The 13,195-nt window shown below is 55.2% G+C and carries 14 protein-coding genes, 2 tRNA genes and 1 rRNA gene; 8 read left to right on the top strand and 9 right to left on the bottom strand.

What is annotated here, in order from left to right; translation table 11 throughout:
* Position 1: 1 nt before the first annotated feature.
* The 3 genes from hpxX to hpxZ are packed head-to-tail and all read left to right on the top strand — an operon-like array spanning position 2 to position 1,958.
* The gene (gene hpxX / locus N1689_RS00085) at positions 2-184 is read left to right on the top strand and encodes an oxalurate catabolism protein HpxX (protein WP_161734537.1); all 183 of its coding nucleotides are present in this window, start codon (positions 2-4) and stop codon (positions 182-184) included.
* A complete protein-coding gene (locus tag N1689_RS00080) occupies positions 181-1,578 on the top strand; it encodes an AtzE family amidohydrolase (RefSeq protein ID WP_260057561.1) in 1,398 nt (465 codons plus the stop codon). Before hpxX ends, N1689_RS00080 begins: the two co-directional genes overlap by 4 nt.
* Entirely contained in the window at positions 1,578-1,958 is a 381-nt protein-coding gene (gene hpxZ / locus N1689_RS00075) for an oxalurate catabolism protein HpxZ (RefSeq protein WP_161734541.1), read from the top strand. The genes N1689_RS00080 and hpxZ overlap by 1 nt, the downstream gene beginning before the upstream one ends.
* 49 nt (positions 1,959-2,007) lie before the next feature.
* On the opposite strand, the gene puuE is transcribed toward hpxZ, so the two are convergent.
* From puuE to N1689_RS00060, 3 genes are read right to left on the bottom strand one after another with little or no spacing between them, the layout of a single operon-like run.
* A complete protein-coding gene (gene puuE, locus N1689_RS00070) occupies positions 2,008-2,961 on the bottom strand; it encodes an allantoinase PuuE (protein WP_161734544.1) in 954 nt (317 codons plus the stop codon).
* A 34-nt stretch (positions 2,962-2,995) separates the two neighbouring features.
* Positions 2,996-3,727, bottom strand: a complete 732-nt coding sequence (hpxA, locus tag N1689_RS00065; RefSeq protein WP_161734546.1) for an allantoin racemase — start codon at positions 3,725-3,727, stop codon at positions 2,996-2,998.
* Positions 3,724-4,446 carry a GntR family transcriptional regulator gene (locus N1689_RS00060; RefSeq protein ID WP_222924499.1) on the bottom strand — a complete coding sequence of 241 codons (723 nt, stop codon included), beginning with the start codon at positions 4,444-4,446 and terminating at the stop codon, positions 3,724-3,726. The genes hpxA and N1689_RS00060 overlap by 4 nt, the downstream gene beginning before the upstream one ends.
* A gap of 144 nt (positions 4,447-4,590) precedes the next feature.
* Between N1689_RS00060 and N1689_RS00055 the strand changes: the two genes are divergently transcribed.
* On the top strand, positions 4,591-6,099 hold the full coding sequence (locus tag N1689_RS00055) for an NCS1 family nucleobase:cation symporter-1 (protein ID WP_161734550.1): 1,509 nt from the start codon (positions 4,591-4,593) through the stop codon (positions 6,097-6,099).
* A 49-nt stretch (positions 6,100-6,148) separates the two neighbouring features.
* Here N1689_RS00055 and N1689_RS00050 read toward each other — a convergent pair.
* Positions 6,149-6,225, bottom strand: a tRNA-Asp gene (locus tag N1689_RS00050).
* A gap of 134 nt (positions 6,226-6,359) precedes the next feature.
* Entirely contained in the window at positions 6,360-7,091 is a 732-nt protein-coding gene (gene dnaQ / locus N1689_RS00045) for a DNA polymerase III subunit epsilon (protein ID WP_013356870.1), read from the bottom strand.
* Here dnaQ and rnhA point away from each other — a divergent pair.
* Entirely contained in the window at positions 7,045-7,611 is a 567-nt protein-coding gene (rnhA, locus tag N1689_RS00040; protein WP_161734560.1) for a ribonuclease HI, read from the top strand. The genes dnaQ and rnhA overlap by 47 nt on opposite strands.
* Here the strand turns inward: rnhA and N1689_RS00035 are convergent.
* Positions 7,593-8,330 (bottom strand): class I SAM-dependent methyltransferase, encoded by a 738-nt coding sequence (locus tag N1689_RS00035; protein WP_150012952.1) that lies wholly within the window; start codon positions 8,328-8,330, stop codon positions 7,593-7,595. The two genes, rnhA and N1689_RS00035, sit on opposite strands and share 19 nt — an antisense overlap.
* A gap of 42 nt (positions 8,331-8,372) precedes the next feature.
* Between N1689_RS00035 and gloB the strand changes: the two genes are divergently transcribed.
* Positions 8,373-9,128, top strand: a complete 756-nt coding sequence (gloB, locus tag N1689_RS00030; protein WP_161734558.1) for a hydroxyacylglutathione hydrolase — start codon at positions 8,373-8,375, stop codon at positions 9,126-9,128.
* Positions 9,129-9,199: 71 nt separating this feature from the next.
* Positions 9,200-10,576, top strand: a complete 1,377-nt coding sequence (gene mltD, locus N1689_RS00025; protein WP_013356866.1) for a murein transglycosylase D — start codon at positions 9,200-9,202, stop codon at positions 10,574-10,576.
* Between the two features lie 108 nt (positions 10,577-10,684).
* On the opposite strand, the gene N1689_RS00020 is transcribed toward mltD, so the two are convergent.
* On the bottom strand, positions 10,685-11,476 hold the full coding sequence (locus N1689_RS00020; RefSeq protein WP_161734552.1) for an endonuclease/exonuclease/phosphatase family protein: 792 nt from the start codon (positions 11,474-11,476) through the stop codon (positions 10,685-10,687).
* Positions 11,477-11,739: 263 nt separating this feature from the next.
* On the opposite strand from N1689_RS00020, the gene yafC reads away from it, so the two are divergent.
* A complete protein-coding gene (yafC, locus tag N1689_RS00015) occupies positions 11,740-12,642 on the top strand; it encodes a DNA-binding transcriptional regulator YafC (RefSeq protein WP_161734554.1) in 903 nt (300 codons plus the stop codon).
* 144 nt (positions 12,643-12,786) lie between these two features.
* Here yafC and N1689_RS00010 read toward each other — a convergent pair.
* A tRNA-Asp gene (locus N1689_RS00010) sits at positions 12,787-12,863 on the bottom strand.
* Between the two features lie 87 nt (positions 12,864-12,950).
* Positions 12,951-13,066, bottom strand: a 5S ribosomal RNA gene (gene rrf, locus N1689_RS00005).
* Between the last annotated feature and the right edge of the window lie 129 nt (positions 13,067-13,195).

Raw genomic sequence — 13,195 nt, 5'->3', positions numbered from 1 at the left:
CATGAATCAACACGAGTGGGCCAGCTACATCGGCCATATGGAGCAGATCCTGCAACTGGAACTGGATGACGCGCGTCGCGCTGAACTGCTGATCCAGCTGTCGCGTATCGCGGTGATGGCTGCGCCGCTGATGGCGTTTCCGCTGGATGAACGACTGGAAGTGGCAGGAGTATACCAGGCATGAGATTAGGTGACGTTTCAATTCAGACGCTGCAACAGGCTATCCAGCAGGGTGAGATCAGCGCACTGGAAGTGGCAAAGCGCACGCTGCAGGCAGTTGAGCAGCATAATCCGGCGCTGAATGCCTGGACGGAGGTCACCGGGCCGCGCATGTTAAAAGAGGCCAGCGCCATTGATGCGCAGCGGCAGCGTGGCGACAAGCTGCCCCCGCTGGCGGGCATCCCGTATGCGGTGAAAAACCTGTTTGATGTGGCGGGTCACAGCACGCTGGCCGGTGCCAGCCTGTTCCGCGATCGCCCTGCGGCACAGGCCGATGCGTTTGCCGTCGGAAAACTGCGGCATGCTGGCGCGCTGCTGTCGGGCATGCTGAACATGGATGCCTACGCGTATGGTTTTACCACCGAAAACAGCCATTATGGTGCGACCCACAATCCGCGCGATCTCAGCCGCGTGGCGGGCGGTTCGTCAGGCGGTTCGGCCGCCGCGGTAGCCGCCGGGCTGGTCCACTTTTCGCTCGGCACCGACACCAACGGTTCGATTCGGGTGCCCGCGTCGCTGTGCGGTATTTTTGGTCTTAAGCCGACCTTTGGCCGGTTATCTCGCAGCGGCAGTCATCCGTTTGTTGCCAGCCTCGATCACATCGGGCCGCTGACGCGGCGGGTTGAAGACCTGGCGCTGGTATATGATCTGTTACAGGGCGCAGACCACACCGATACGTTTCAGGCCGATCGTCCGGTGGCCGCGACGCTGCCGGGGCTGTCACTGGGCAGCGAAGGATTACGCTGCGGCGTGCTGGGTGGCTTTTTTGCCCGCTGGTGCGATGAGGATGCCCGCGCTGCCGTCGCGGTGGTTGCGGCAGCGCTTGAAGCCCAGGAAGAGGTGCTGATGCCGGACGCAGAGGTGGCCCGCTCGGCGGCGTTTATCATGACCGCCGCAGAAGGTGGCAATCACTATCTCCCTGCCCTGCGTCAGATACCGGAGCAGTTTGAACCAAACTCCCGTGAGCGTCTGCTGGCGGGTGCCATGATGCCAGGTGCCTGGTACGTGCAGGCGCAGCGCTTCCGTCGTCATTTCCAGCAGCAGGTGTTACCGCTGTTTGATCGCTTCGATGTGCTGATCGCGCCGGCGACGCCCTGCAGCGCGATCACTATCGGTCAGCAGACCCTGACGATTCAGGGCGAATCGCTGCCTGCTAAGGCGAGCATGGGGATGCTGACGCAGCCGATCTCCTTCCTGGGATTACCGGTCTGTACCGTGCCGCTGGCGACCCGAAGTGGTCTGCCGATTGGATTACAGCTTATCGCCCGTCCGTTTAACGAAGAGGCGGTGTTACGTGCCGCCTGGACACTGGAACAACGCGGCATCACGATGCCGCAAATCAATATGGCAGGAGCCTGATGAACAGAGAGATTAATTTACCGCAGGTGCTTACCGAGGTGACGGCGCAGTTTTATCGCTACGAGCAGGCGCTGGTCAGCAATGATGTGGCCGAACTGGATGCCCTGTTCTGGCACGACCCGCGAACCGTGCGCCTTGGCGCGGGTGAGAACCTGTATGGCATTGATGAGATTCGGGCCTTCCGTGCCGCGCGTCCGTCAGCCGGGCTGAACCGGACGCTGCGCAACACCGTGATTACCACTTTTGGTGAGAATTATGCGGTCTGCAGCACTGAATTTACCCGCACCGGTAGCGATAAAATTGGCCGTCAGCAGCAGACCTGGGTGCGAATGCCCCACGGCTGGTGCATCGTGGCGGCGCAGGTCAGTCTGATGAGCTGACACTGTCCGGCGCTTCGCCCGCTCAACAGGGGCAAGCGCCGGAACCGGCTTACGGTGCCGGGTGCGTGGTGATCCAGTGGTCGGCGATCTGCTGGCGGGTACAGATCCAGACATCGTCATGCTGCTGGATGTGATCAAGGAAGTTCTGCAGCGCGCGGAATTTGCCAGGACGGCCCAGCAGGCGACAATGCATGCCGATCGACATCATCTTCGGCGCGGTTTCACCCTCTTCATACAGCACATCGAACGTATCACGCAGATAGGTAAAGAACTGTTCGGCGGTGTTAAACCCCTGCGGCGAGGCAAAGCGCATGTCGTTGCACTCCAGGGTATAGGGGATAATCAGGTGCGGTTTCACCGTGCCATCCTGACAGGTGACCTGGGTCCAGAACGGCAGATCGTCGCCGTAGTAGTCGCTGTCGTAGCTGAAACCGCCCTGCTCCACCACCAGCCGACGGGTGTTCGGGCTGTCGCGGCCGGTGTACCAGCCGGTCGGCGCTTTACCAAACAGATCCACCAGCACATCGACCGCCTGCTGCATATGCTGACGTTCAGTTTTTGCATCCATACCCTGATAGTGGATCCAGCGCCAGCCGTGGCTGACCACATCGTAATCCGCCTGTTTAATCGCCTCAACGACTTCCGGATGACGTGCCAGCGCCATCGCCACGCCAAACACGGTTAATGGCAGACCGCGTTTCTGAAATTCATTGTGGATGCGCCAGAATCCGGCGCGGGAGCCGTACTCATACAGCGACTCCATCGACATGTGCCGATCGGTATAGCTCGCTGCACCGATGATATCGGAGAGAAACTGCTCCGAGCCGGCATCGCCATGCAGCACGCTGTTTTCAGCGCCTTCTTCGTAGTTCAGAACAAACTGCACCGCCACACGGCTGTTGTTGGGCCAGGCGGCGTGTGGCGGATTAGCGCCATAACCGATTAAATCGCGCGGATAGTTTTTGTTAAAGCTGTACTCTTTCTTCTCTGCAGCGTCAGTCATCACTGGCTTCCTTTCGGGATTCGGGAAAGTTCCGTTAGTTTAGATGCTGAAACGCACCTGAGAGAGGTTTCTGCAAAGGCCAGGCCAGATCGCCATGTTTGCTGGTGCCAAAGCCAAGCGCCACCAGCGATTCGACCATTTTTACTGCTGCACTGACACCATCGATCACTGGCAGGCCCAGTTCCTGGGTCAGCGAAGCAGCCAGCGTCGCCATTCCGCCACAGCCCAGCACAATCGCCCCGCTGCCATCTTCCCGCTTCGCCTGAATGCAGCGCTGCCGCACTTTTTCCTGCGCCAGGCCGCTGCCATCCTCCAGTGCCAGTACTGGCAGATCGATGGCATGCAGCGCGGCACAGTGATGGGTAAAGCCATACTGCTGCAGCAGATGACGCGCAATCACCAGGGTGCGCGGCAGCGTGGTGACAATAGAGAAACGCGTCGCCAGCAGCGTGGCGGTGTGCATCGCCGCTTCCGCAATGCCAATCACCGGTCCGCTGGCCAGCTCACGTGCTGCCAGTAAACCCGGATCGCCAAAGCAGGCGATGACGTGACCGCTGACGCCCTGTTCCCTGCCGAGCCTGATCTGCTCCAGCACACCGATGGCGGCGATCGCCTCATCGAAGTGGCCTTCAATGGAGGGCACACCCTGCGACGGCGAAACCGCCAGAATTTCGGTACCCGGCGCGGCGACGGCACGGGCGGCCTGGCCGATGGTTTCGGTCATCGCCAGGCTGGTGTTGGGGTTAATCACCTGAATCAGACTCATGAGGCAGCTCCAGAGTTTGCGGCAAACAGTCGGGAGAAATCGGGCAGGGTTTCCCCGCTGCGCTCAAAGTGCAGGCTGGAGACGATATGCTCAAAGTGATGTTGTAGCGCCTGCGTCAGCGGTTCCTGCGCGCGCGCGCGCAGTAACTTCAGCAGATTGTCGTGATCGTCACAGCGGCAGCCGCGCTGCCAGGGCGCGCCATAGGCGGCGATCACCAGCGAGGAGCGCTGCGTCAGGCTGGTCACCATGCCGGTAAGCACCTGATTGCCGGAGATCGCCTGCAGCTGGATATGAAATGCCGCAGAGAGCCGGATCGCTGCCGGACCATCCTGATCGGCAAGCGCCTGGTTCTCCTGCTCGATGAGCTGCTCCAGCGCCACCAGATGGGGAGGCTGCAGATGCGCCAGTACCGCGGGCAGATTAGCGCACTCCATTAAACTGCGGGTTGAGAAGATGTCCCGCGCCTCTTCAACTCCGGGTGTCGCCACCTGCGCACCACGTTTGGGCGTCAGCGTCACCATCTGCACCGCCGCGAGGCGTTGCAGCACTTTACGGATGCCGGTGCGGCTTACACCAAAGACCCCGGAAAGGGCCTCTTCCGGCAATTTGCTGCCCGGCGGTAGCTGATGTTCAACAATGGCGTTCATTAACGCCTGATAGATCCCTTCATCCTTATCCTGCAGCCTGGTGGCGTCTCGCTGGCCTGTTTTACTCGTCATTACCTGCTCCGGTCACTCGCTGTGTGCTACATATCGTATACGTGAAAATTAAATATTGTATACAAGAAAAGAGATCTGGCCTGAATCCTGCAATACCGTCCTACCAGATTATTCATTCCACTTTCAGGTACAGGAGCAGGTTTCATGCCAAATCAATCAACGGTGGCCAGCACGGCCTCTGAAGCCAGTGCCCATTACAGCCCACGGCTCTGTAACGACGACCTGGCACCGACACGCGATCAGAACTGGTCGTGGTACAACATTTTCTCTTTCTGGATGTCCGATGTGCACAGTATGGGCGGCTATGTGGTGGCCGCCAGTTTCTTCACGCTGGGACTAGCCAGCTGGCAGGTGTTGCTTTGCCTGCTCGCCGGGATCTGCATCGTGCAGATCTGTGCGAATCTGGTGGCGAAACCGAGCCAGATGGCGGGCGTGCCTTATGCGGTGATTTGCCGTCAGGCGTTTGGCGTATTTGGTGCCAATATTCCAGCAGTCATTCGCGGGCTAATCGCCTTCGCCTGGTATGGCATCCAGACTTATCTGGCGGCGAACGCCCTGATGCTGGTGCTGCTGAAGTTCGTGCCTTCTCTGACGTCGATGACCGTGCCGCACTGGCTGGGCCTGTCGCTGCTGGGCTGGTGCTGTTTCGGGGTGATGTGGTTACTGCAGGCGATGGTGTTCTGGCACGGCATGAACGCCATTAAACGGTTTATCGATGTCGCTGGACCAGCGGTTTATGTGGTGATGGTCGCGCTGGCGGGCTGGATTGTATACAAGACCGGCTTTGACGGGATCTCCTTTACCCTGGCAAGCAAATCGCTGACCGCGGGCGAGCAAACGTGGCAGATGATTACGGCCACGGCGTTGGTGGTCTCCTACTTCTCCGGGCCGCTGCTGAACTTCGGTGACTTTTCACGCTACGGCAAGAACATGTCAGAGATTCGCCGCGGCAACCGCTGGGGCCTGCCGTTTAACTTCCTGCTGTTCTCTGTGGTGACGGTGGTGATTGTGTCAGGCACGCAGTCGCTGTTTGGCAAAATGATTACCGATCCCATCGAAACCGTGAGCATGGTTGGCAACGATCTGGCCGTTGCGATCGGTCTGCTGACCATGATTACTGCCACTATCGGCATCAATATCGTGGCGAATTTCGTTTCACCCGCTTTTGACTTCTCCAACTGTTCACCGCAGAAAATCAGCTTCCGTACTGGTGGCATGATCGCTGCCGTTGGCTCGGTGCTGTTAACACCATGGAACCTGTTCCAGTCGCCTGAGCTGATTCACTACACGCTGGATGTGCTGGGATCGTTTATCGGGCCGCTGTTCGGGATTCTGCTGACCGATTTCTATCTGATTAAACGTGGACGTATTTCGGTCGACGATCTGTTTAACGACACACCTGCAGGCCGTTACTGGTATCGCGGTGGCTTTAACCCTAAAGCGATTGGCGCGCTGCTGCCGTCGGTGGCAATTTGCCTGGTGATTAGCTTTATCCCTTCCCTGCATCAGGTAGCGAACTTCAGCTGGTTTATTGGTGCCGGTCTGGCGGCAGGCTGCTATCGCTTTATCGCCCGTGAAGATCGCGAGGCGGAGGATGTGACCCGCTGGCATAGCGAGGGAATGGCGCAGAAGAAGCAAGCCGCGGCTGAATAGCAGACAGCAAAAAGCCGATTCATTTCTGAATCGGCTTTTTTAAAGAGATTGGCGGAACGGACGGGGCTCGAACCCGCGACCCCCTGCGTGACAGGCAGGTATTCTAACCAACTGAACTACCGCTCCGCGCTTTGTTCCCCGTCGGGAACGAGGCGCATAGTAATGGCAGCCTGTTATGGCGTCAATGCTTTTTCCGACCGAACAAATCGTTTGCTGTTTTTTTCAGCTTGCCGCTGATTTTCTCAACAAAATCACGCAATTCAGCCGCGCCACAGACAGCTGCCGCCTTTTTTCATCACCAGATCCAGACGGGATTCATGAGCAACCACCTCTTCTTCGCTGGCCGTGACCACACGCAGTGCAGAAGCGGGACGCACGATGCGCTGGATGCTCTCTCCCTGAGCCTGTCGGGCGCTTTCACTCTCCGATAAAAAGGAGAGAGAGGTCTGCCCGCCGGTCATGGTCAGGAACACTTCTGCCAGAATCTCGGCATCGAGCAGTGCGCCGTGCAGGGTTCGTTTGGTGTTGTCTATTTCGTAACGTGAGCAGAGCGCATCAAGGCTGTTACGCTTGCCGGGAAACATTCGACGCGCCAGTGCCAGGCTGTCGGTAATTTTGCAGAAGGTTTCGGTTTTCTCAATGCCGCGATTCAGCTTTGAAAATTCGTAATCCATAAAGCCGATATCAAACGGCGCGTTATGGATGACTAATTCGGCACCGCGAATGTAGTCGAGAAACTCATCGGCGATTTCGCTGAAGGCGGGCTTGTCGGCCAGAAACTCATCGGCAATGCCGTGGACGCCAAAAGCTTCGGGATCGACCAGCCGATCGGGCTTGAGATACATATGGAAATTGTTACCGGTCAGGCGACGGTTAATCACCTCTACCGCACCAATCTCAATGATGCGGTGCCCCTCATAATGTACCCCGATCATGTTCATGCCGGTGGTTTCAGTATCGAGAACGATCTGGCGGTTATTTGCAGTGCTCATAAGACCCGTTTTATGTCAGACTTGGCGTTTTTTAAGAGGAAGTCTACCAGAGATGCGCAAACAGGTAGAGATATTCACCGATGGATCCTGTCTTGGAAATCCCGGTCCCGGCGGTTACGGGGCGATTTTACGTTACGGTCAGCATGAGAAAACCTTCAGCGCGGGCTATCGCCTTACCACTAACAACCGGATGGAGCTGATGGCGGCGATTGTCTCGCTTGAGGCGCTGACCCAGCCGTGCGATGTGGTGCTCAGCACCGACAGTCAGTATGTACGTCAGGGTATTACCAGCTGGATCCACAACTGGAAAAAGCGTGGCTGGAAAACCGCCGATAAAAAGCCGGTGAAGAATGTCGATCTCTGGCAGCGTCTCGACTTAGCCCTCAGTACCCATAAGATTCAGTGGGAGTGGGTTAAAGGCCATGCCGGACACCCGGAAAACGAGCGCTGCGATGTGCTGGCCCGCAGCGCGGCGGAAAATCCTGCTTTTGAGGATATCGGCTATAAAGCCGAGTCCTGATCCTCTGCTTTCCGGAACTGACGTGTGGCATTGACCGTCTGACGAATCTTGCTGGTACTCAGGCTCTTCTTTGCCCGGGTCGGCAGCAGCGGGAAGGTTCGCTTGCGCGCCACCACAATATTAAGACACCCCAGCGCCGGTAAGTGGGCGCTGATCAGTTTCCCGCCCTGCTGATGCCATGGCAGCACCTGAAATCGGGTGCGGTAGACCACCTCATAATTCAGTAGTCCCAGCCAGTCGAGCAATCGCATCTGGCTGAACATCCGCCCGCTCCAGGGGGCTTTACGAGTTAATCCCGGTACCATTTTACTAACGCCGAGCAGGCTGAAAGGATTGAAGCCGCTGATGATCATCCAGCCATCGTCGATTAATACCCTGTCTACTTCGCGTAACACCCGGTGAGGATCCTGACTCCAGGCAAGCGTATGGGCAAGCAGACAGGCATCAATCGACTTCGACTCAAACGGCAATTGCATCGGGTCAGCCCGCACCTGTAATAGCTCGCCTTCGCTGCCCACATTGACCTGATGTGAAATAGCACAGTTTTCGGTGTTGATTTCTGCGCTGAGGTTGCCAAGCTTAAGCATATGAAAGCCATAAAGCTTTCCGAGATAAGGCTGAAGCTGCTGCGTTAGCGCGTCGCGGAAATAATCTCCCCACGGCATGTTACGCCAGGACAGCGGTGCGTTCAGAACCTGGCGTGATTTAGCGGGCTTCATGCTTTACGCTCTTCCTTTTCCTACGACCTGCGAGAGGTGATGATGAATCTTACCAGTATTCCTGCGTTGCAGGACAACTACATCTGGACGCTGAATGATGATGAGGGTAAATGCCTGATCGTTGATCCCGGCGAAGCTCAGCCAGTGTTAGAAAAAATGGCGTCAAACGGCTGGCAGCCAGTCGCCATTCTGTTGACTCACCACCATAACGACCATACGGGCGGCGTGAAAACATTATGTGAGCACTTCCCTGACCTTGAGGTTTACGGCCCTCGGGAAACCGAAGCGAAAGGGGCCAGGACGATAGTCAGCGAAGGCGATAAAGTCACCGTACTGGGCCTGACCTTCAGAGTGATCCATACTCCTGGTCACACTTTAGGACATATCTCATATTACAGCTCGCCTTATCTTTTCTGTGGCGACACTCTCTTTTCAGGCGGGTGCGGACGCCTTTTTGAAGGCACTCCAGAGCAGATGTATGATTCCTTTCAAAAGCTTAACCAGCTACCAGGTGAGACTTTAGTCTGCTGTGCGCATGAATATACTTTATCCAATCTGAAGTTTGCTGCGGCTATTCTGCCCCATGACCCGCAAATAACGGCCGAATACCAGAAAATTAAGGACTTACGCGCCGAAAATGGCATTACTTTGCCAACAAAACTGGCGCACGAACGGTCAATAAATTTATTTCTTCGTACGCAAGATATTGATTTACAAAGGGCATTAAACGTTAACATTACTGATGAACCAGTATGGCGGACATTTGCCGTTCTACGCGAGAAGAAAGACGCTTTTTGATTTTTCGGGTTGTGTTGTGAAAAGTCGTCACGTATAGTTGCTCGTCTTTTAAGCGAACTATTGACACACACATGAAGGCTAAAGCGATCTTACTCGCCTCAGTCTTGCTGGTAGGATGTCAGGCGTCCAGGAACGATGCCAATATCCCCGAACAGCATGCACAGAGTCTGTCTTCAGCTGGTCAAGGTGAAAATGGAAAGTACGGAGACGAGTTTTTGTCGCCGCGATGGCAGGAAGATGGAACTGGCCTCGCAGCAGACGCAGATCTCTGGAGTTTCATTAGTGACGAGTTGAAGATGGGGATTCCGGAAAACCCGGCAATCCGCGAACAAAAAAGTAAATTTTTAAAAAATAAGAGCTATCTCCACGATGTAACATTACGGGCAGAGCCGTACATGTACTGGATAGTCGAGCAGATACAGAAACGTAAAATGCCGATGGAACTGGTACTGCTACCCATAGTGGAGAGCGCTTTTGACCCTCGCGCAACCTCATCCGCCAATGCCGCTGGTATCTGGCAGATTGTTGCAGCTACGGGTCGAAACTATGGTTTGAAACAAAACCAGTATTACGATGGGCGACGTGATGTAGTCGCATCCACGAAAGTTGCGCTGGATATGATGCAGCGTCTTAATACCATGTTTGACGGTGACTGGTTACTGACCATTGCTGCTTACAACAGTGGTGAAGGACGGGTGCTCAAAGCGATTAAGCAGAATAAGGCGCGCGGTAAGCCGACTGACTTCTGGCATTTATCGCTGCCACGCGAAACCACCGTGTATGTGCCTAAAATGTTAGCCTTGAGTGAACTGCTCAAAAATAACAAGCGTTACGGTATCAAACTGCCGACACCGAATGAAAGTCGTGCTCTGGCACGAGTGGAAGTGGGTCAGCAGATACAGCTGACGCAGGCTGCCGAAATGGCGGGTATGTCGCTCACGAAACTGAAGAGCTTCAATACCGGCTACAAAGGCGGTGCAACAGCGCCAAACGGCCCGCACTACATTATGGTGCCAAAGTCGAACGTCGCGAAATTGCGTAACTCACTGGCCTCCGGTGACATCGCAGCGGTACAGCCTGTGCAGCTTGCGAAAGCCAGCGCGAGTGGCGGGTACAAAGTGCGACGGGGTGATACGCTTTCAGGTATCGCCGCGAAACTTGGCGTTAGCGTCTCGACACTGAAGCAGGAAAACAACCTGCGCGGTGCTGATATCCGACCGGGTCAGACGCTGACCATCGGTTCGAACGGCACCCGACTGGCTGATAACGGCAACAGCATCACCTATCGTGTTCGTAAGGGTGATTCTCTTGACAGTATTGCCCGTCATCACGGTGTCAATATCAAAGACGTGATGCGCTGGAACAGTGTGCTGGACAGTGCGAAAGATATTCAGCCCGGCGATAACTTAACGCTGTTTGTGAATAATAACGCTACACCTGATACCTGATACGTTGAAAAGGCTGACAATTGTCAGCCTTTTTCTTTCATCCATCTGCCACGATTTACTCATTACCCTGCCCGCTTCTTCTTCTGCAGGCACATTCAATGCACCGGATTAGCTTCCTGAGCTAAACTCCACCAGTAACGGGTTATGATCGGAAGCGCGCGTCACCAGTACGGATGCCTCACTCACTCTGAGATCGCGATAGAAGACGAAATCCAGCGGGCGACCAAACGCTTTGCGGCGATGATCGGCCGTAAACATCACCTCTTCCAGCTTCATCCGCTGTGCAAACCGATAGAGCGCATTGATGCGCTGACGGCTCCAGGCATTGAAATCCCCGGCCATGATGACCGGTCCCTGATGATGCATGATCTGCTCGCCGATAGGCCCCAGCTGTTTACTGTAGACGTCGACACCCAGGCTGAAGTTAACCGCATGGATGTTAACCACCATCAGCATTTCTCCCGCAGGCAGAGGATAAGCCGTAACCAGCGCCGATTTTGACAGCCGCAGCAGAGGCTCACGTTCGCGTAAGGGGCAACAATAGACCGGATGGGCAGAAGCGAGGGTCATTACGCCAGAGGGATGCTGAGGCAGCACAAAGGCAGGCACCTGATCGGCAGCCAGATAATTGCTGGTGGCAAACTGCACCAGTTCAGGTGTGGTCTGCGCTTCCTGCAGTAACACCAGATGGGCATCCTTACCAAATCCTTCCAGCACTGACATCCAGTCTGCACGCTGCTGCTTGAAGATATTCCATACCAGAACTTTAAGGTTTGGATGCGCGGGCAACGGTGCGCCGGGTGGCAGTGCCTGGCCGAGATGGAGCATCGCGCCAGGTGGAAAAATCTGCTCCACTGGTTGTCCTGCTACATATCGCATTGCATAAGTTTTTTTACGCACTTTCCCGCCTGGCTGATAATTCAAAAATACAGTTAACACCTGTCTGTTATAGGGATTCTAGACCGATGTTTCAATGGATGCAGGTGAATGTCAGAATTCATCACGCTTTTCCAGAATAAGGCGTTACTTTAAGCTCGCTAAGCTAAACGAGGCAGAACCTGGCCACATCAACGGTGTCATCATTGAGGACGCCTGTACTGGAGTTATGCCAGTATAATCGTCCATAAAATAGCTAAATATCTGCGACATGACAGGGAGGAAGAATGAAGGCATCTTCTGACGAACTCAAAGTGTTTGTCAGTGTAGTCGAGAGTGGAAGTTTCAGCCGCGCTGCTGAGCAGTTGCAGATGGCTAATTCTGCCGTCAGCAGAACCATAAAAAAACTGGAAAACAAGCTGGGCATTGCTCTGCTAACCCGTACCACGCGACAGCTGGCACTTACGCAGGAAGGTGAACGCTATTTCCGCCATGTTCAGCATTTTTTGCAGGAGATGACGACCGCAGAAAGCGATTTGATAGAAAGCTTACAGGAGCCCAAAGGGTTACTGCGCGTTGATGCCGCGACACCGGTTATTCTGCATTTGCTGATGCCGATGGTTAAGCCCTTTCGCCAGCGCTATCCCGGGGTGACGCTTTCGTTAATCTCATCTGAGAGTTTTATCAATCTGATTGAACGGAAAGTGGATATTGCGATTCGTGCTGGCAATCTCACGGACTCAACACTACGCGCCAGATTACTGTTCAATAGTTTTCGCAAAGTTGTCGCCTCCCCTGCCTATCTCCATGAGCACGGTGTCCCACAAAAGGTGACCGATCTGGATAACCATCATTGTCTTGGCTTCGAAGAGTCCCCGAGGCTCAATCGCTGGCCCATTGCACGTGAAAGCGGCGAACTTTATGACATCGACTGGGCTATCTCTTCGAATAGCGGAGAGACAATTAAGCAGCTCTGTCTTACCGGCAATGGGATTGCCTGCCTGTCAGACTATATGATTGATCGTGAGGTCGCGGAGGGATCACTGGTGGAAGTGCTGGCCGATCAGCGTCTGCCGGTCGAGATGCCCTTCAATGCGGTCTACTACAGCGATATCGGAGTAAGCCAGCGTGTGCGGGCTTTTATCGATTTTCTCAGTGAGTGGACAGCTGCGCAGCCGTGGCGCACGTGACATCTATAAGAGCAGGCCTTATCGGGGTCTGTTGCTACAGTATGATCCTGGAGATCGAAGATAATCAGCGCGGATACTTTTTCCGCGATGAATTTGCTGCAATGGAAAAAGCCCTGACCGTTAAGTCAGGGCTTTCCAATTAAGTGGCGGAACGGACGGGGCTCGAACCCGCGACCCCCTGCGTGACAGGCAGGTATTCTAACCAACTGAACTACCGCTCCACCGATTCTTTCACGCTTATCAGCAACCGGCTGATAACCGCCTGTTCCCGTTATTTTCCCTGTCAGAGGAAAAGGAACAAATTTGATGCCTGGCAGTTCCCTACTCTCGCATGGGGAGACCCCACACTACCATCGGCGCTACGGCGTTTCACTTCTGAGTTCGGCATGGGGTCAGGTGGGACCACCGCGCTAAAGCCGCCAGGCAAATTCTGTCTCCGCGCCGCCCGTAAGGCCGCGCAGAATATCCGGAACAGGGCTGAAAATCGTGTCTCTCAAAAACGCCTCTGGCGTTGTAAGGTTAAGCCTCACGGGTCATTAGTACCGGTTAGCTC

Source organism: Pantoea sp. XY16 (genome assembly GCF_025153065.1).
GTDB lineage: Bacteria > Pseudomonadota > Gammaproteobacteria > Enterobacterales > Enterobacteriaceae > Pantoea > Pantoea alfalfae.
The sequence above is the reverse complement of the archived record's forward strand: the minus strand, read 5'-3'. Positions and strand labels throughout refer to the sequence as shown.